The sequence below is a fragment of the Oryzibacter oryziterrae genome, from assembly GCF_021864535.1.
Taxonomy (GTDB): domain Bacteria; phylum Pseudomonadota; class Alphaproteobacteria; order Rhizobiales; family Pleomorphomonadaceae; genus Pleomorphomonas; species Pleomorphomonas oryziterrae.
On sequence record NZ_JAKJIC010000015.1, the window covers coordinates 25,305 to 42,908 of the forward strand.

A 17,604-nucleotide genomic window follows, 5' to 3' on the forward strand; every position below is an offset into this window, starting at 1 on the left:
GGGGACTGGCCTGGCGGCTCGGCGTCGCCTGCAGGCAGCCACGGCAAGGCAACCGGATCCGGGCGACACTTGATCGCTGCCCGGGGCGGCCGGCTGAGCCGGGTCAGCACGCAAGCGCTTGATATCCGGGGCGAAACGACCACATCAGCAGCTGCGACAATTTTCATGTCCGCAGGCGAATCGCGAAACTTTGCGCCCGAATCGTCATCTTGTGATATGGGCTTTGTCGTACAAGCTGGTCTGCTATGTACTGACAAAGAGAAAAACGAATGAACGACCTTCCGCGCCCGGCGAGTGCCGGCATTCAGACCCCGCCCTTCATCGCCCCCCGTTCCTTCCGCGATCCCGAAGCAGCCGTGGCGCTGCTGGTGGAGATCTACGAACGCAACACGGATTTCCTGCGCCAGTCCTTTGCGGCTGCCGTCAAGGGCGACGCACCGGAGGGCCGGATCAGAGCCTTCTATCCGATGCTGCGTGTCGCGACCGAGACGCATGACCGCACGGATTCGCGCCTCTCCTACGGCCATGTGACGGGACCGGGCGTCTACGAGACCACCATCACGCGGCCGGACCTCTTCCGCGCCTATCTCGTCGAGCAGCTCTCCATCATCATGCGCAACCACGACGTGGCTGTGGAAGTGGGCGAGAGCCAGATGCCGATCCCGCTGCATTTCGCCTTCTTCGAGGGGGCCTATGTGGAGGGCGCGCTGATGGACAGCCTGACGCGCCCCCTGCGCGACATGTTCGACGTGCCGGATCTCGCCGTCACCGACGACGCCATCGTCAACGGCACGCTGACCACGCGGCCGGGCCAGCCGATGCCGCTCGCCCCGTTCACCGCGCCGCGCGTCGACTACTCGCTGCACCGGCTGCAGCATTACACGGCGACTTCGCCCAAGCATTTCCAGAACTTCGTACTCTTCACCAACTACCAGTTCTATGTGGACGAATTCGCGGCCAAGGCGCGCGAGCTGATGGCCTCGGGCAAGGGCGACTACACCGCCTTTGTCGAGCCGGGCAATCTGGTGACGCCGCTCGGATCGACGAGCCCGCAATCGGGCGAGGCGCCGGCCCGGCTGCCACAAATGCCGGCTTACCATCTGGTGCGCGACGACCACTCGGGCATCACGCTGATCAACATCGGCGTCGGCCCCTCGAACGCCAAGACGGCCACCGACCATGTGGCGGTGCTGCGGCCGCATGCCTGGGTGATGCTGGGCCATTGCGCCGGCCTCAGGAACAGCCAGGAGCTCGGCGACTATGTGCTGGCGCATGGCTATGTGCGCGAGGACCACGTGCTCGACGCCGACCTGCCGACCTGGATCCCGATCCCGCCCCTGGCCGAAGTCCAGGTGGCCATCGAGGACGCGGTGGCGGAGGTGACGGGGCTGACGGGGTGGGAACTCAAGCGCATCATGCGCACGGGCACCGTCGCCACCATCGACAACCGCAACTGGGAACTGCGCGATCACCGCGAGCCGGTGCAGCGCTTCTCGCAATCGCGCGCCATCGCTCTCGACATGGAAAGCGCGACGATTGCCGCCAACGGCTTCCGTTTCCGCGTGCCCTATGGCACGCTGCTCTGCGTGTCCGACAAGCCGCTGCATGGCGAACTCAAGCTGCCGGGCATGGCCAGCGCCTTCTATCGCCGGCAGGTGAGCCAGCATCTTGAAATCGGCATCAAGGCGATGGAAAAGCTGCGGGAGATGGCGCCGGAACGGCTGCATTCGCGCAAGCTGCGCAGCTTCATGGAAACCGCCTTCCAGTGAGGCAAACCCGGCCGGTACGGTCACTTAGCCTCGACGGCTGCGCTTGCGGTGCGCACCGTCTCAGCTATGTGACTGGCGGCGGCGGGCGGCTTGCGATAGGCAGAGTGTCCATTTATACCAACTTGCCAGAATGCTGACGCATTGGCTCGTTGAAGACATTTCGAATTTCTCATCTGCATCAAAGGCATGAGAAATTCGAAAACGGAGTACCACGAGTCATATTCAATGCCTCGTGGTATTACCCCCTCAAGACCGACGACTGCAGGACTGCATGCTCACCATTTTCGACTGCGACGGAGTGCTGATCGACTCCGAAATCATCGACTCCGAAGTCACCGCCGAGCTTCTGACGGCGGAGGGCTACGAGATCACCGCCGAGGAGATGGCGGAGCGCTTCACCGGCATGATGGGCAACAAGATCGCCGAGATCGTCGAGGAAGAGCTGGGGCGGCACCTGCCGGCCGATTTCAAGGATCGCTGCGAGGACGAGATCAACAAGCGGCTGCGCCAGGTGCCGGCGATCGCCGGCGTGGCGGATCTGCTCGACCTGCTGGACGGCCCGCGCTGCGTCTGCTCGAGTTCGGCGTCGGCGCGCCTCAAGGTCACGCTGACGGCGGCCGGCCTCTATGACCGGTTCAAGCCCTATGTGTTCTCGGCGCGCGACGTGGGCGACGGGCGGGGCAAGCCCTCGCCGGACGTGTTCCTGCATGCCGCCAAGGTGTTCGAAGTGGCGCCGCGGCAGGTGCTTGTGATCGAGGATTCGGTGGCCGGCGTGCAGGGCGCGGTGGCAGCGGGCATGCGGGTGATCGGATTTACCGGCGGTTCGCACAGCTGGCAGGGCCATGCCGACCATCTGACGGAAGCCGGCGCCGAAACCGTCGTCCGCCGCATGAAGGACATGCATGCGGTGATCGAGGCCATGCGCAGCTGGGGCGGCCTCGACGCTTGAGTATGCCCTTAAACGCTACACTACACGACAATGAGCCACATGCCTCTGCAAGGCACAAACTGATCAGGATTGTCATGGTCCGCGAAGGCGGACCATCCATGCAGTCAAAACAAAGATGTAGATGGCAACTTTTGGCGTTGCGGTGATGGACTGCGCTGCGTCGACGGGGTTTGCGTCTTTCCAATTGCTGGCAAGGACCTTCGGACTTTTTTGCAATGACTGCGTGGATGGTCCGCCTTCGCGGACCATGACAAGCGATATATTGCGCAGGAATACAAAGGGTTAGATTGCGTTCGTTCCATCGCCTTCGCGAGATTGCCGACAACTCCCCACCGTTCGTTCGCCCTGACCTGCAGTGTGTCGTGTAGTCTGCTTAACTCACCTGCCTAGATAATTAGCCGCCTAACTTTTCCAACTCGCCCTCAGAATGGCGCCGATCACGGCGGCGACGGCCTTGTAGAGGTCCTCGGGGATGGTGGCGTCGAGTTCGAGCTTGGAGAGCGCCTCGGCGAGCAGCGGGTTCTCCTCGATGGGAACGCCGGCTTCGCGCGCCTTGGCGACGATGGCGTCGGCGATCTCGCCCTTGCCGGTGGCGACCACCTTGGGCGGCGCAGGCGCGGTATAGGTGAGAGCCACCGCCTTGCGGATATCTTCGCCGTTCATAGCTGAACATCCAGTCGGTGCCGGTGCGGCGGGGCGGCGGGGTCGGTGCGTTCGGTAGGGCGCCCCCGGTGCAGATCGATGCCGGAAACGGTGAAGCCCTCGGCTTCGAGCGTGGCGATCAGGCCGTCGCGCTCGGCCTCGAGGCGATGCAATTCCTCGACATTTTCACACCAGAGGCCAATGGCGATGCGCTTGCCGGGCAACAGACCGACGCGGACGGTCATGGGGCCCAGGGGGGCGATGTCGAAGGCGATCTCCGCGCGATAGGCCGGGCCGGCCTGGTCGTCGTCCGCATCGGACCGACGGCCGTCGCGCTCGAAGCGGAACTGGGCGATGGAGGTGCCGGTGGGGCCGGCGATGGGCAGTTCGAACAGGAAGGACTGTTGCGGCGGCGCGGACGCTGGCTTGTCGGAGGTCTGGCTGTCGGCGAGCAGTGCCTGATGCAGGAACAGGCGCGACAGGGACCGATCGGATTCCTCGACGAGGCGGGAGACCAGTTGACGCAGATCCGGCGGACTCGCGTCCGGCGGCAGAGCGCCCTGCCCGCGCAACGGCGCGCCCTTGCGCGGTGGCAGCGGGCGCAGGGCGGTGGGGGTTGCCGCTCCGGCGATGAGACGATCGGCGTTGCCCGAGGCCCAGGCGACGACCTCGCGACGCAACTCGGTCAACGAGGCAAGGAGGGCGTCGGCCGGCAGGGGAGCGGCGCCCGCCAGCGGGGCCCCTGCGGCGCGCATCAGGTTGGTGATCGCCTGCTTGAGGCCATCCGGCAGGCCCGCGATGGTGGCGACGCGATCCAGCAGCGGCAGCAGCGGGCTCGTCCCGGGCGACGTCGGCGCGGTGCCGAGAGTTTCCGGACGGACGAGAACGCGGTCGATCTCGTCGACAAGGCGCTGGCCGAGCAAGGTCGGCGGGGCGGTGGCGGCGGGGTCGGGCGCGGTCGGCGCGGCGGTCAGCAGCGTGCGCAAGGCACCGAGCGCGCTCGGCAAATCCGGGCTCGCCGGCGTGGCGGGCGCGAGCAGCTGCGTGAGCGCGGCGCGGATCGGCTCCGGTGTCGTGGCCGTCTGGGCGGCGCGGGCAAAGAGGGTGCGGGCGTCGAGCTCGATGCCGGTTTCGGTGAGCGCGTCGGGCGGCAGCGGCTTGGCGAGCAGACGATCGATCTCGGTGAGAAGACGCTGGCTGACCGGGCGAAAATCCGCTGAGGGCGCCGCGCCGGAGGCAAGCGGCGCACTGGCGGTGCCGGCGAAGGCCGTGGCTTGCTGCCGGAGCCCGGCGAGCGCGGCCTTGAGGTCCGGTGCGGCGGGCTGGTTCTCATGGAAGAGGCCGGACAGGCTGACGGATCGGCGCAGGCTGTCGCCGGTGGGCGGGCCGTCCTGCCCGAGGCGAAAGGCGAGCACGGCGTCGACGGCCGATTTGAGCGGCGGCGGCAGGGACGGAGTATCGGCGACTTTCGTCAGCGTGGCAAAGAGCTGCGCCATGCCGTCCTGCCGGCCAAGCGCCTCGCTGATGGCCTTGTCGAGGGCAGTGGCGGTGGGAAGGATGGAGACGGCGACGGGCGCTTGCGGCTCGGACTGGAGGGCGAGGAGCCCGTCCGGCACTGGCGGCTTGGGAATCGTTCGCCCCGGCTGTCCAGTATATTGCTGGATCTCGCCGACCACGGGGGGAAGGGGAGCGATCGCCATGGACGTGTTTCCTGGACATCTGGAGCCATCGCCGATCGATCAAGTTGTTGATCGGTGCCGCGAAGGCTCTGGGAAACAATACCAGAGCGAGAGTGCTGCGAATCGCGTGAGGCCGCAAGCGGTCGCACGACAGAATCTTGATGCGAACGGGCGATTTCCCGCCCGTTCGCGCTACATCTAGTCCTGCAAAGCTCAGCCAGCGTAGGTGAGCTTGGGCTGGCGGGCGGCCAGCGTCTCGTCGACGCGCTTGCGCGGGGCGAAGACCGGGGCTGCCTTGAACATCTCGACGTCGCCGGCCTTGGCCTTGAGCGCGAGGCTTTCCAGCGTGCCGATGAACTGGTCGAGGCTGGCCTTGGACTCGGACTCGGTCGGCTCGATCAGCAGCGCACCGTGGACAACCAGCGGGAAATACATGGTCATCGGGTGATAGCCCTCGTCGATCATCGCCTTGGCGAAATCGAGCGTGGTGACGCCGGTGCCCTCAAGGAAGCTGTCGTTGAACAGCACCTCGTGCATGGCGGGACGCTCGGGGAAGGCGACCGACATGACCGAGCCAAGGCGGGCCTTGACGTAGTTGGCCGCCAGCACCGCGTCTTCCGACGCCTGACGCAGGCCGTCGCCGCCATGGCTCAGCATATAGGTGAGCGCGCGGACGAACATGCCCATCTGGCCATGGAAGGCGGTGATGCGACCGAAGGGCTTGGCACCCAGGGTTTCGGCGATCTTGCGCGTTTCGACGAATTCCGCCGAGCCATCGGCCTTGAACTGCACGAAGGGCACGGGCGCGAAGGGCGCGAGGCGATCGGACAGCACCACGGGACCGGCACCGGGACCGCCACCGCCGTGGGGGGTGGAAAAGGTCTTGTGCAGGTTGATGTGCATGGCGTCGACGCCGAGATCACCCGGACGGGCCTTGCCGACGATGGCGTTGAAGTTGGCGCCGTCGGCATAGAAATAGGCGCCGGCAGCGTGCACGGCTTCGGCGATCTCGACGATGTCGCGCTCGAACAGGCCGCAGGTGTTGGGATTGGTCAGCATGATCGCCGCCACGTCCGGGCCGAGACGGGTCTTCACCTCGGCGGGGTCGACGGTGCCGTCGGCGCGGGCGGGGACGGAGACGACCTTGAAGCCGAGCAGCGCGGCGGTGGCCGGGTTGGTGCCGTGGGCGCTGTCGGGCACCAGCACCACGTCGCGGTTCTCACCCCGGGCGGCAATGGCGGCCTTGATGGCGGCCATGCCGCACATCTCGCCATGGGCGCCGGCCTTGGGGCTCATGGCCACCGAGGCCATGCCGGTGAGCTCCAGCAGCCAGCGTCCGCATTCGGCGACGAGGTCGATGGCGCCCTCCACCGTGGACAGCGGCTGCAGCGGGTGCACGTCGGCAAAGCCCGGCAGGCGCGCCATCGCCTCGTTGAGGCGCGGGTTGTGCTTCATGGTGCAGGAGCCGAGCGGATAGAGCCCGAGGTCGATGGCGTAGTTCTGGCGGCTGAGGCGCACATAGTGGCGCATGGCCTCCGGCTCGGTGAGACCGGGCAGGTTGATGGCCGAGGTGCGACCAAGACCGCCGAGCGCGTCCTCGAAGGCCTCAGGGGCATCGATGTCGACGCCGGTGACGTCGAGGCGGCCGACTTCGAACAGCAAAGGCTCCTCGATGGCGAGCGCCTGATTGCCGGTGAAGGTGGTCTTGGCCGCACCGGGTGCGGTGGCATTGGGAGTGGTCTGGCGACCGACGTTGTTCATGGACATGTTCACCTCCGGGGTGAAGACACTTTGAAACTGTGGCGGACCTTCGCCGCGAAAGGGGCGAAGGAAGAGAAGCTGTGGGCGGGGTTTACCCCTCTCCCTGTCCCTCTCCCGCAAGGGGAGAGGGGACGATGACAGAGAGCGGCTCACCTGCAGGACAAGATGGCGACCGGTCCGAACCGCGTCCCCTCCCCCCCTTGCGGGGGAGGGACAGGGAGAGGGGTGAGGGCTCGCCTCTTGCCGGTGACTGTTTCCGCGTCTGCGGTAACCGTCACCTTTTGCTCGGAAGCCGACGGCTCGGGTTTTCCGGTTTTCGAGAGGGTGACAGTTACCCCCGAGGGGGAAACAGTCACCGGCCTTCGTCGCGGATGCCTTTGCCGCTTGTCTGCCGTCAGCCCAGCACCTCCGTGAGGCCGGCGACCAGGGCGGCACGATCCTCGTCGGTGGTCACCTCGGTGGAAGCGAGCACGATCAGGTCGTCGAGGCCGGTCTGGCGCGGTTCGATGCGGCGGACGGGGACGCCGGCGAGGATGCCCCTGGCAGCGAGTTTTTCCACCACGTCGACGGCGTTGGCCTTCACGCGGATGGTGAACTCGTTGAAGAAGGTCGGGCTCAGCACCTCGACGCCGGGGACGGCTTTGAGCTGATTGCGCAGCTTGACCGCGTGGGCGTGGTTGACGCGGGCGAGCTCGGTCAATCCGGTCTGGCCGAGCAGGCTCAGGTGGATCGAGAAAGCCAGCGAGCAGAGGCCTGCGTTGGTGCAGATGTTGGAGGTGGCCTTCTCGCGGCGGATGTGCTGCTCGCGGGTCGACAGCGTCAGCACGTAGGAGCGCTTGCCGTCGGCGTCGACGCTCTCGCCGCAGAGGCGGCCGGGCATCTGGCGGATAAACTTGGCGCGCGTGGCGAACAGGCCGACATAGGGGCCGCCGAAGCTCAGCGGGTTGCCGAGCGACTGGCCCTCGCCGACGACGATGTCGGCGCCTTGCGTGCCGGGCGGCTCGATGAGGCCGAGCGAGACGACCTCGGTGAAGGAGGCGATCAGCAGCGCGCCGACGGCATGGGCCTTCTCGGCGATCGGCTTCAAGTCGATGAGGTGGCCGTAGAAGGACGGCGACTGCACCACGACGCAGGAGGTGGTTTCGTCGATGCGCGCGAGGATGTCCTCGGTGCCACACGGATCGGCCGGCAGGGCTTCCACCTCGTGGCCGGGGAACCTGGTGACCGTCTCGACCACGCCGCGATAGTGCGGGTGGACGCCGCCCGACAGCACCGCCTTGTTGCGGCGGGTGATGCGGTGGGCCATCAGCACGGCTTCGGCAAGACCAGTGGAGCCGTCATACATGGAGGCGTTGGCCACTTCCATGCCGGTGAGGCGGGCGACCTGGGTCTGGAACTCGAAGAGAACCTGCAGCGTGCCCTGGGCGATTTCCGGCTGATAGGGCGTGTAGCTGGTCAGAAACTCCGACCGCTGGATCAGGTGGTCGACAGTGGCGGGCACATGGTGCTTGTAGGCACCGGCGCCGACGAAGAAGGGCACCGAGGAGGCCGCGGTGTTCCTGGCCGCCATGGCGGTGAGGCGGCGGGAAACGGCGATCTCGCTCTGACGGTTCGGCAGCTTGGGCTGGGACTTCAGCAGCTTGTCGGCGGGGATATCGGCGAACAGGGCATCGACCGTGTCGACCCCGATCGCCCCGAGCATGGCAGCCCGGTCGGCATCGGAAAGGGGAAGGTAGCGCATGGGGGGATGGCTCCGTGGGGCTTGGTCATGGCCGGTTTCACCCCCCTCTCCAACTCTCCCCCTCAAGGGGGGAGAGAGCGCCGCGCGGTTCCAAACAAAACCGAGCGACGTGAAAGCTCAGCCGAGGACACCGCACCCTCTCTCCCCCCTTGAGGGGGAGAGTTGGAGAGGGGGGTGCCCCGCGCTTTCAGAAGGTGACCGCAAAGACCAAATCTTCAAATCACATCAATGGCTGGCGACGAAGGCCTGGTAGGCGGCTTCGTCCATCAGGCCTTCGAGTTCGGCGGGGTTCGACAGCTCGATCTCGCAGAACCAGCCGGCGCCTTCCGGGTCCTCGTTGATGATGGCCGGGTTGTCGGCGAGCTTGTCGTTGCTCTTCACGACCGTGCCGGTGACGGGCGAATAGACCTCGCTCGCGGCCTTGACGCTCTCGACGACGCCGGCTTCGGCGCCCTTGGCGAGCTTGCGGCCGACTTCCGGGGCTTCGGCGTAGACGACGTCGCCAAGGGCGGACTGGGCGTGGTCGGTGATGCCGAGCGTGGCAATGTTGCCGTTGACGACGATCCACTCATGATCTTCGGTGAAATACTTGGTCATGGTACTGTTCCGTCCTCTCTGGAGTTATTTGGAAGCGCGGTAGAAGCGCGCGGGAACGAAGGGAAGCGAGACGATTTCGGCGGGCATGGACTTGCCGCGCACCACAAGCTGCACCGCCGTGCCGGCAGCGGCATGGGCGGTGGTGACATAGCCCATGGCGACGGGGCCGCCGACCGTGGGGCCGAAGCCACCGGAGGTGATCACGCCGATGGCGTTGCCGGCGGCGTCGAGGATTTCAGTGCCGTCACGCGCCGGGGCCTTGCCCTCGGGACGGATGCCGACGCGCTTGCGGGCGACGCCGTCGCGGATCTGCGCCTGCAGGATGGCCGCACCGGGGAATCCGCCCGCTTCGCGGCGGCGCTTCTGGATCGACCAGATCAGTCCGGCCTCGATGGGCGTGGTGGTGGTGTCGATGTCGTGGCCGTAGAGGCAGAGACCGCCTTCGAGGCGCAGGGAATCGCGGGCGCCGAGGCCGATGGGCTTCACATCCGCGTCGGCCAGCAGCGCGGCCCAGAGGGCGGCGACGTCGGCGTTGGCAACGGAAATCTCGTAGCCGTCCTCACCGGTATAGCCGGAGCGGGAGACGTGAACGTCGAGGCCGGCGAGACGGGCCGGGCCAGCGTTCATGAAGTCCCAGGCGGCGACATCGGCGCCGAGGCGGACCATGACGTCGGCAGCCTTGGGGCCCTGCAGCGCCAGAAGCGCGCGATCGGTGAGGATGTCGAGCGTGACGCCTGCCGGCAGGCGGGCGGCGATATGGGCGTAGTCGGCGTCCTTGCAAGCGGCGTTGACCACCAGGAACAGCCGGCCATCGAGCGCCGGATCGGCGGGCCGGCTGACCATCAGATCGTCGAGGATGCCGCCGGCGTCGTTGAGGAGCTGCGAGTAGCGCTGCTTGCCTGGCGCGAGATTGAGGATATCGGCGGGGATCAGCGCTTCGAGGGCGCCGGCGGTGGTGGCGTGATCGGGACCGATCAGCCAAGCCTGGCCCATGTGCGAGACGTCGAACAGGCCGGCGGCGGCGCGGGTGTGATTGTGCTCGGCGATGATGCCGTCATATTGCACGGGCATCAGATAGCCGGCAAAGGGAACCATGCGAGCGCCGAGCGCCACGTGCGCGTCATAGAGAGGGGTCTTCAAGGGAGGCGCATCAGCGCCATCAGCAGTGACGGGGGATGTCATGCAGGTGCTCCGGTTCGACAGTGGGCGGAGAACCGGTGTCCCGGTTTGTCCGCGCCCCCTCTGTCACGAAACCTGAGAGATTTCCCCGGAGAGCCCGGGTTACTCCTTCGGTGAGATCCAAGGCCTCAGCCTCGATCTGCTTTCCAGAGCGTCGTCCGTTGCAAGCGGTCCTTGAGCCTGAGAGTTTCCGGGGCGGTTGCTCCTTCGGCGTCGACGGATACCCTCCGCCGATCTCTCCCGCACAACGTCCGTTTCCCTCGTTCAACAGGCTGAACCGATTGGCAAATCGGAAAGGCCGATCATCAACGACGGAATCGGGCCCGGTCACGACAGTCCCGAGCCGCGGGCACCATGTCCGAAACGGCCGGAGATTTCAATATGGCCGGCGAGGAAAGCGACAAATTTCCCTAATGAAACGGACAAGCGGGGCGAAAAGCGGCAGACAAGCAAAAAGGCCCCGGTCGGAGAACCTGGGCCTTTTGTGCAACTGGGACAGCGGGACGCTTACTTCTTGCCGCTCTCGTCGAAGCCGACATACAAGACGAAGTTGCCCTGCGACTTGTCAGCGGGGACGACGACGCCATCGGTGATGCTGTTCCACTCGGTGGACGCCTGACCGGCGGGAATGGTGGCGGCGATCTTGAAGAGCTGGGAATAGAGCACTTCATCCCCATTGCGCACCACGACGAGGCGCAGCGGCAAGGTGGCCGAGCCGGTGCCGCCCTTGGGGCCGGCCAGCATACGACCGAAGACGCCGACCTTGATGGTGGTAGCGCCGCTGATGGGGTCGGTGTGGCATTCGCGGGCGAACTTGTTGATGGACGCCTGGAAGCGGATGATGGCGCCGTCGACCGGCTTGCCCTTGTCGAAGATCTGCATCAGCTGCGTGCCGTCACGCACCTGGATCTGCGGGCAGACTGCAACCGCGGCAAACTTCTGGACATTCTGTTGAGCAACGCCAGCCGTCTGCCCAGCCGTGAGGATCGTGCCCGGATTGACATCGCCCAACCCGACCGACGAACAGCCCGCAGCAGCCAAGGCCAGCGCCAGCACCGCTCCGCGCATAAAACGCAACTCGTTCCACATCATGCGAGACGCACCTCCGTTGGCAGCTTCCTTAGCACGCGCTGACGGGCTTGGCGACTCCGGCGAGGGCGGGATTCACCACGGGAAGATGGAGATCAGTTGGCCAGCGTCCAGTTGAGGATCCTGGCGGTAGTGTTGCTGGGTCGATAGGTGATGATGCCGTTACCGGACTCATCCACTGACATGGTGGCCAGCTGGGCTCGGGAGGACGTGCGCTCGATGGTTGCAGTAAAGGCGCTACCCCAGGAAGATGTAGCCGTGAAGGTCAGGTCGTTGGGCTTGTCCACGAGATTCCAGCCGGAGTCGGTAGCGGTGAGAGTTGAATGCGACACAGGCGTCGACGCGCCCTTGAGCACGACGGAAGGAACCGATCGCCCCAAGCCCACATTCAAGGCCCTTTCTGACTGAGAGGATCGAAAATCCCCCGACAAAAGCCCATGCGAAGAAGGAGATTCCAACTTGAACGACAGAACCGTTCCAAGATTTTTCCCGATAGTGTCGAGATCCTGAGCTGCGCCCAAGGCACACACGATTGGTTTGCGGTCGTTTTCAATAAAAGCGCCGCTCCAGTCGCAACTCAGAGCCAGAGTCTCATTTGTGGTAGAGGTAATGAACTTGGCGGTGGCAGTCTGAGTGAACTTGGCCTTTGGCTCATTTGTATTGAAAGCACCAGACAAGCTGAGTGTGCCGCCGAAAGCTCCTTTGCTGCCATAAAACTTGGCGGACAGAACGACGTTAGCGGAAACCATGTCTCCGCTTCCAGCACGCGAAACAACCGAGTTTGCAACGATGTCCTTCACCTTGCAGGACTGATCACGGTAGATCGTGAAGGACTTGTGGAGCCCGCGGGGCAAAGATCCCTTTACTGACTGCACCCTGTAGCTTCGGGCCAACTCCCCGCCGAAGAGAGTGCACTTCGTATCTTTGGAGGGAAGCGCCATTGACAACAGGTACATCAGGTTCACATGCAGCATCGGTTGCAGCCCCTGCTGGGCGAGGGCGCGCACCTGCTGGGCGGTGGATGCGGCTGCGACGGTGTCGGCCTTGGCGAAGCCGCCGGCCAGCGAGACGGAGGTGGCGAGGGCAATGCCGATCAGGCGGCTCGAAAGACGCATCGCAGGCTCCACAAAAAACATCAATATAACCGGTGATTGCTGAGATAACCGTCAATTTTGCAAGCGTCAATCGGGGCGTCTCGTTACCGGACAGGAAAGTGGCCAGTTCCGATTACGCTGGGGGATGCACAGCTTGACGTGACCACCGTCGCCGGGTGGGCAATGACGGTGGTGTCTTGCTGTCCCGCTGAAAGTCGCGCCCGATTGATGACATCGGGGCAAGGACTTGTCTTGCAGCCAATCCGGCGAAGGGCCGAAGCTGTAACCAGACCGAACGTCAAGATCCTGTTGAGCGTGCCGGTCGGTGCGAGCCGACGGGCTTGGCGACTCCGGCGACAGCGGGATTCACCACGGGGAAGTGGAGATCAGTTGGTCAGCGTCCAGAACACGATCTTGGTGGAGGTGCCGCGCGGAAGGTAGGTGATGGTGCCGTTGCCCGCCGGATCAATAGACATTGTGGCCAGCTTGGCTCCGGACGAGGTCCTGCTGATAGTGGCTGTGATGGCACCGGTCGACGACGCCACTGCCCTGAATGAGGTGTTGTTGGACTTGTCGGTGAGTTTCCAACCGTTGCCGGTGAGGGCAAATGTGGAATGCGACAGGGGTGTTGACGCGCCCTTCAGCACCACAGACGGAACCTTCGCTCCGAGCCCGACGGTCAGTGAGCTGCCGGACAGCACAGACTTGAAGTCACCGGACAGGAAGCCGATCGACGTTGGCGCGGTCATTTTCAGCGACACAACCGATCCGACGTTCTTTCCAATACCGTCGAGGTCCTGAGCGCTTCCCCAGGAGCATACGAGCGGCTCGTCACCTTGAGTCACATAATAGTCACTCCAGTCGCAGCTGACTGCCAGCGTCTCGGTCGTGGTCGCGGCAGTGAACTTTCCAGCCGCTGTCTGGGTGTAAGTGCCGGACGAGTCGTTGCTGCCAAAGGCACCGGAGACACTTAGAGTGCCGCCAAAAGCGCCCTTGTTGTCGTAAACCTTGGCGGATAGCGATACCTTTGCCGTTGACGTGCTTCCGCTCATTGTTTCCGTCGCAACCGAGCTGACAACGAGTGCCTTGGATTTGCAGGATCGGTCCTGAAAGGTCGTGAAGGTCTGATGCAGACCACTCGAAATGGAACCACTGACTGACTGCACCTTGTAGCTAAAGGGCAACCCTTTGAACGCATGGCAGGTCCGATCCTTGTTTGGACCGGCTATTGTCTCAATCAGCATCAGTCGGAGCTGCAGCAGTGGCTGCAGCCCCTGCTGGGCGAGGGCGCGGACCTGCTCGGCGGTGGTCGTGGCTGCGACGGTGTCGGCCTTGGCGAAGCCGCCGGCCAGCGAGACGGACGCGGCGAGAGCAAGGCCGATCAGGCGGTTCGAGAAACGCATCGCAAACTCCATGAACTCAATTGAAGATAACCATTGATTGCGGAGATAGCTGTCAATTTTGCAAGCGTCAATCGGGAGTGTCCCGTTACCGGCGGGAAAAGCCGGATTTGGTATACTGGTGTGCAGCTGGCGCAACGCTACGTCTGACCACGGGTATTCAAGGCACAACGGCAGCCGAGCCTTGCCCTGGTTGCTGGACCGGGTGCGCTTGACAAGATCGGGGCAAACACTTCTATTCCGGCCAACCAGCGGAAGGCCGAAGCCGTGACCAAGCCGAACCTCAAGATCCTCTTGTGCGCGCCGCGCGGCTTCTGTGCCGGCGTGGATCGCGCGATCCAGATCGTCGACCTGGCGCTCGAGCGCTTCGGCGCGCCCGTCTATGTGCGCCACGAGATCGTGCACAACAAATACGTGGTCGAGGAACTGCGCCGGAAGGGTGCGGTGTTCGTCGAAGAGCTCGATGAGATTCCCGATACCAGGCAGCCCGTCATCTTCTCGGCCCATGGCGTGGCCAAGGCGGTGCCGGCGGCGGCGACGGCGCGCAACTTCTTCCAGCTGGATGCCACCTGCCCGCTGGTGACCAAGGTGCATCGCGAGGCGGAAGTGCACCACCGCAAGGGGCGGCACGTGATCCTGATCGGGCACGCCGGCCATCCCGAGGTGATCGGCACCATGGGGCAGTTGCCCGAGGGCGCCGTGACGCTGATCGAGACCATCGACGACGTGGCCCGGCTCGATTTCGCGCCGGGTACGCCGCTGGCCTATACGACGCAGACGACGCTGTCGGTGGATGACACGCGCGCCATCGTCGAGGCGCTGTCGCAGCGCTTCCCGGACGTGGCGCCGCCGCACAAGGAAGACATCTGCTACGCCACCACCAACCGTCAGGCGGCAGTGCGGGAAGTGGCGCCCAAGGTGGATGCCATGCTGGTGGTGGGCGCGCCCAACTCGTCCAACTCGCAGCGGCTGCGTGAGGTGGCCGCCCGCGAGGGCTGCGCCCGTGCCGTGCTGATCCAGCGCGCCTCGGACATTGACTGGAGCGAGCTTCAGGGCCTCTCGACGCTCGGCATCACCGCCGGCGCCTCGGCGCCGGAAGTGCTGGTGGAAGAGGTGATCGACGCCTTTGCCGAGCGCTATACGGTGACGGTGGAATCGGTGCGCACCGCCGACGAGACCGTTGCCTTCAACCTGCCGCGCGAGTTGCGCGATGACCCGGCGGCCTGACCGCCCTCCCTTCAGATTCCGGATCGATCTTGCCATGGCCGTCTATACCGACGTTTCCGACGAAGAGCTTGCCGACTTTCTCAAAGACTATGACATCGGCACGCTCGTCTCCTGCAAGGGGATCGCGGAAGGGGTCGAGAATTCCAATTTCCTGCTGCGCACGGCCAAGGGCACCTTCATCCTGACGCTCTACGAGAAGCGGGTGAACGAGGCGGACCTGCCCTTCTTCCTCGGCCTGATGCAGCATCTGGCGGGCGGCGGCATCAATTGTCCGCAGCCGGTCAAGGCCCGCAACGGCGAGGCGCTCGGCCGCATCGCCGGGCGGCCGGCGACCATCGTCACCTTCCTCGACGGCATGTGGGTGAAGCGGCCGGCGGTGAGCCACTGCGCGCAGGTGGGCACGGCGCTTGCCGCCCTGCACAAGGCGGGCGAGGGCTTTGCCATCACCCGCGCCAATGCGCTGAGCCTTGCCGGCTGGCCGCCGCTGTTTGCCGGCAGCCGCGACCGGGCCGACGAGGTGCTGCCGGGCCTCAGCGAGGATATCGAGGCGGAGCTGGCCTTCCTGGCCGCCAACTGGCCGATGGATCTGCCGTCGGGCGTCATCCACGCCGATCTCTTCCCCGACAATGTGTTCTTCCTCAACAACAAGCTGTCGGGCCTCATCGACTTCTACTTCGCCTGCAACGACTTCCTGGCCTATGATCTGGCCATCTGCCTCAACGCCTGGTGCTTCGAGATCGACGGCGCCTACAACATGACCAAGGGCCGGGCGATGCTGACGAGCTACATGCGCGAGCGGCAGCTGACGGACGCCGAACTTGCGGCCCTGCCGATCCTCGCCCGCGGCTCGGCGCTGCGCTTCCTGCTGACGCGGCTCTACGACTGGCTGATGACGCCGCCGGGCGCGCTGGTGCGCAAGAAGGATCCGCTCGAGTATCACCGCAAGATGCGATTCCACCGGGCGATATCGTCGGTGGCCGCCTATGGCCTCGATGCCGAGGATTTCGGCCGATGAGCGAGGTGGGAGAAAAGCGCGTGACCGTCTACACGGACGGCGCCTGTTCGGGCAATCCCGGCCCCGGCGGCTGGGGGGCGATCCTGATTTACGGCGGGCGCGAGAAGGAACTGTGCGGCGGCGAAGCTGATACCACCAACAACCGCATGGAACTGACGGCGGCCTGTGTGGCGCTTGAGTCCTTGACGCGCCCTTGCGGCGTCGATCTGTGGACCGACAGCCAGTATGTGAAGGGCGGCATCACCGGCTGGATCTTCGGCTGGAAGCGCAACGGCTGGCGCACCGCCGACAAGAAGGCCGTGAAGAATGCCGACCTGTGGCAGCGCCTTGACGTGGCCGCCGCCAAGCACCAGATCGAGTGGCATTGGGTCAAGGGGCATGCCGGCCACGACATGAACGAGCGGGCCGACGCGCTCGCCCGCCAGGGCATGGCTCCGTTCAAACCGGGATACAGGCCGCCAGATGAACTATAACCCAGCCCCCATCCTCGTCGTCGCCAATCCGGTGGCCGGCAGCTTTCGCCACCGCCACCTCATGCGCCTCGCCGAGCGACTGGACCGGCTGGGGCGACGCTCCGACATCTGGCTGACGCGCTATCCGGGCGAACTCACCGAGATCGCCGAGAGCCTGCCCGACAGCGTGCGCACGCTGGTGGTAGGCGGCGGCGACGGCTCGATCAACGAGGCGATCACCGGGCTGCTGCGGCGCAAGGGTCACGTGCCCGACCTCTCCATCCTGCCTTTCGGCACGGCCAATGTGCTGGCCCATGAACTCGGCCTGCCGTTTTCGCCGGAGCGTCTGGCCGACCGCATCGCCAAGGGCCGCACCAAGCCGCTCAATCTCGGCATGGCCGGCGAACGGCCGTTTGCGCTGATGGTCTCCGCCGGCTTCGACGCCGACGTGGTGCATGCGGTGGACGGGCCGACCAAGAAGCGCTGGGGCAAGCTCGCCTATGCCTGGGCAGCGCTGAAGCTGGCGGTCGCCGGCGAAGGGCGTGACGTGACGGTGGAAGCCGACGGACAGGAAATCGTCTCGCGTCTGGCGGTGGTGACCACCGCGCGCTTCTACGGCGGGCCGATGAAGATCACCCATGGCACCGACGTGACGCAGCCGGGGCTGCGGCTGGTGTCGCTCGCCGATGATCGGCCGCTGACGCTGGCCAAAGCTGCGGTGGCGCTGGGATTGGGCCGGCTCGACCGGCTGAAGGCGGTGACCGATCGCGATGTGAGCGAGATTCGCTTTTCCGGCGACGGCGTGCTGATGCAGATCGACGGCGACCGGATGAAGGCGTCGGAAGCGGTGATCCGGGCCGGGCGGGTGCTGTCGGTGATCGCGTGAGGGGCAGAGGCTGCAAAGGCAGTCGCGGCGAAGACCGGTGACCGTTTCCCCGAGAGGGGTAACCGTCACCCTGTCCACAACGGAAAACCCGAACGATTTCCGCCGCTTCCCACACTAAGGCTGA

Annotated in this window: 15 protein-coding genes and 1 riboswitch; of the genes, 6 read left to right on the forward strand and 9 right to left on the reverse strand. The window is 65.2% G+C overall.

Translation table 11 applies throughout. The features are described from left to right. Positions 1 to 269: 269 nt before the first annotated feature. Together L2I41_RS15700 and L2I41_RS15705 are read left to right on the forward strand one after the other, a co-directional pair. A complete protein-coding gene (locus tag L2I41_RS15700; RefSeq protein WP_237154522.1) occupies positions 270 to 1,769 on the forward strand; it encodes an AMP nucleosidase in 1,500 nt (499 codons plus the stop codon). Between the two features lie 271 nt (positions 1,770 to 2,040). Continuing rightward, positions 2,041 to 2,718, forward strand: coding sequence for an HAD family hydrolase (locus L2I41_RS15705; protein WP_237154523.1), 678 nt, complete (start codon positions 2,041 to 2,043; stop codon positions 2,716 to 2,718). 402 nt (positions 2,719 to 3,120) lie between these two features. On the opposite strand, the gene L2I41_RS15710 is transcribed toward L2I41_RS15705, so the two are convergent. The 9 genes from L2I41_RS15710 to L2I41_RS15750 form a co-directional block, all read right to left on the reverse strand. Beyond that, positions 3,121 to 3,381: an EscU/YscU/HrcU family type III secretion system export apparatus switch protein gene (locus tag L2I41_RS15710; protein WP_237154524.1), complete on the reverse strand. Its 261-nt coding sequence runs from the start codon at positions 3,379 to 3,381 to the stop codon at positions 3,121 to 3,123. Next, the gene (gene fliK / locus L2I41_RS15715) at positions 3,378 to 5,060 is read right to left on the reverse strand and encodes a flagellar hook-length control protein FliK (protein WP_237154525.1); all 1,683 of its coding nucleotides are present in this window, start codon (positions 5,058 to 5,060) and stop codon (positions 3,378 to 3,380) included. The genes L2I41_RS15710 and fliK overlap by 4 nt, the downstream gene beginning before the upstream one ends. Positions 5,061 to 5,252: 192 nt before the next feature. Further along, positions 5,253 to 6,806 (reverse strand): aminomethyl-transferring glycine dehydrogenase subunit GcvPB, encoded by a 1,554-nt coding sequence (gene gcvPB / locus L2I41_RS15720; protein ID WP_390634309.1) that lies wholly within the window; start codon positions 6,804 to 6,806, stop codon positions 5,253 to 5,255. Between the two features lie 388 nt (positions 6,807 to 7,194). Beyond that, positions 7,195 to 8,541 carry an aminomethyl-transferring glycine dehydrogenase subunit GcvPA gene (gene gcvPA, locus L2I41_RS15725; protein WP_237154526.1) on the reverse strand — a complete coding sequence of 449 codons (1,347 nt, stop codon included), beginning with the start codon at positions 8,539 to 8,541 and terminating at the stop codon, positions 7,195 to 7,197. 225 nt (positions 8,542 to 8,766) lie between these two features. Then, entirely contained in the window at positions 8,767 to 9,138 is a 372-nt protein-coding gene (gcvH, locus tag L2I41_RS15730; RefSeq protein ID WP_237154527.1) for a glycine cleavage system protein GcvH, read from the reverse strand. Between the two features lie 24 nt (positions 9,139 to 9,162). Beyond that, a complete protein-coding gene (gene gcvT, locus L2I41_RS15735) occupies positions 9,163 to 10,320 on the reverse strand; it encodes a glycine cleavage system aminomethyltransferase GcvT (protein WP_237154528.1) in 1,158 nt (385 codons plus the stop codon). Positions 10,321 to 10,475: 155 nt separating this feature from the next. Beyond that, positions 10,476 to 10,570: riboswitch (glycine riboswitch) on the reverse strand. Positions 10,571 to 10,824: 254 nt separating this feature from the next. Next, positions 10,825 to 11,409: a hypothetical protein gene (locus tag L2I41_RS15740; RefSeq protein WP_237154529.1), complete on the reverse strand. Its 585-nt coding sequence runs from the start codon at positions 11,407 to 11,409 to the stop codon at positions 10,825 to 10,827. A 92-nt stretch (positions 11,410 to 11,501) separates the two neighbouring features. Beyond that, positions 11,502 to 12,521, reverse strand: a complete 1,020-nt coding sequence (locus tag L2I41_RS15745; protein ID WP_237154530.1) for a hypothetical protein — start codon at positions 12,519 to 12,521, stop codon at positions 11,502 to 11,504. Between the two features lie 365 nt (positions 12,522 to 12,886). Next, positions 12,887 to 13,903: a hypothetical protein gene (locus L2I41_RS15750; RefSeq protein WP_237154531.1), complete on the reverse strand. Its 1,017-nt coding sequence runs from the start codon at positions 13,901 to 13,903 to the stop codon at positions 12,887 to 12,889. Between the two features lie 264 nt (positions 13,904 to 14,167). Between L2I41_RS15750 and ispH the strand changes: the two genes are divergently transcribed. From ispH to L2I41_RS15770, 4 genes are read left to right on the forward strand one after another with little or no spacing between them, the layout of a single operon-like run. After that, a complete protein-coding gene (gene ispH, locus L2I41_RS15755) occupies positions 14,168 to 15,127 on the forward strand; it encodes a 4-hydroxy-3-methylbut-2-enyl diphosphate reductase (RefSeq protein ID WP_237154532.1) in 960 nt (319 codons plus the stop codon). Between the two features lie 34 nt (positions 15,128 to 15,161). Further along, complete coding sequence (locus L2I41_RS15760; RefSeq protein ID WP_237154533.1) at positions 15,162 to 16,142, forward strand: homoserine kinase; 981 nt, start codon at positions 15,162 to 15,164, stop codon at positions 16,140 to 16,142. Continuing rightward, on the forward strand, positions 16,139 to 16,615 hold the full coding sequence (rnhA, locus tag L2I41_RS15765) for a ribonuclease HI (protein ID WP_237154534.1): 477 nt from the start codon (positions 16,139 to 16,141) through the stop codon (positions 16,613 to 16,615). Before L2I41_RS15760 ends, rnhA begins: the two co-directional genes overlap by 4 nt. Further along, the gene (locus tag L2I41_RS15770) at positions 16,605 to 17,480 is read left to right on the forward strand and encodes a diacylglycerol/lipid kinase family protein (RefSeq protein WP_237154535.1); all 876 of its coding nucleotides are present in this window, start codon (positions 16,605 to 16,607) and stop codon (positions 17,478 to 17,480) included. Before rnhA ends, L2I41_RS15770 begins: the two co-directional genes overlap by 11 nt. Positions 17,481 to 17,604: the final 124 nt, after the last annotated feature.

Excerpts from the sequence above, each read along its gene's own strand:
- L2I41_RS15700 (WP_237154522.1), top strand. The coding sequence starts at position 270 with ATGAACGACCTTCCGCGCCCGGCGAGTGCCGGCATTCAGACCCCGCCC.
- L2I41_RS15705 (WP_237154523.1), top strand. The coding sequence starts at position 2,041 with ATGCTCACCATTTTCGACTGCGACGGAGTGCTGATCGACTCCGAAATC.
- L2I41_RS15710 (WP_237154524.1), bottom strand. The coding sequence starts at position 3,381 with ATGAACGGCGAAGATATCCGCAAGGCGGTGGCTCTCACCTATACCGCG.
- fliK (WP_237154525.1), bottom strand. The coding sequence starts at position 5,060 with ATGGCGATCGCTCCCCTTCCCCCCGTGGTCGGCGAGATCCAGCAATAT.
- gcvPB (WP_390634309.1), bottom strand. The coding sequence starts at position 6,806 with ATGTCCATGAACAACGTCGGTCGCCAGACCACTCCCAATGCCACCGCA.
- gcvPA (WP_237154526.1), bottom strand. The coding sequence starts at position 8,541 with ATGCGCTACCTTCCCCTTTCCGATGCCGACCGGGCTGCCATGCTCGGG.
- gcvH (WP_237154527.1), bottom strand. The coding sequence starts at position 9,138 with ATGACCAAGTATTTCACCGAAGATCATGAGTGGATCGTCGTCAACGGC.
- gcvT (WP_237154528.1), bottom strand. The coding sequence starts at position 10,320 with ATGACATCCCCCGTCACTGCTGATGGCGCTGATGCGCCTCCCTTGAAG.
- L2I41_RS15740 (WP_237154529.1), bottom strand. The coding sequence starts at position 11,409 with ATGATGTGGAACGAGTTGCGTTTTATGCGCGGAGCGGTGCTGGCGCTG.
- L2I41_RS15745 (WP_237154530.1), bottom strand. The coding sequence starts at position 12,521 with ATGCGTCTTTCGAGCCGCCTGATCGGCATTGCCCTCGCCACCTCCGTC.
- L2I41_RS15750 (WP_237154531.1), bottom strand. The coding sequence starts at position 13,903 with ATGCGTTTCTCGAACCGCCTGATCGGCCTTGCTCTCGCCGCGTCCGTC.
- L2I41_RS15760 (WP_237154533.1), top strand. The coding sequence starts at position 15,162 with ATGGCCGTCTATACCGACGTTTCCGACGAAGAGCTTGCCGACTTTCTC.
- rnhA (WP_237154534.1), top strand. The coding sequence starts at position 16,139 with ATGAGCGAGGTGGGAGAAAAGCGCGTGACCGTCTACACGGACGGCGCC.
- L2I41_RS15770 (WP_237154535.1), top strand. The coding sequence starts at position 16,605 with ATGAACTATAACCCAGCCCCCATCCTCGTCGTCGCCAATCCGGTGGCC.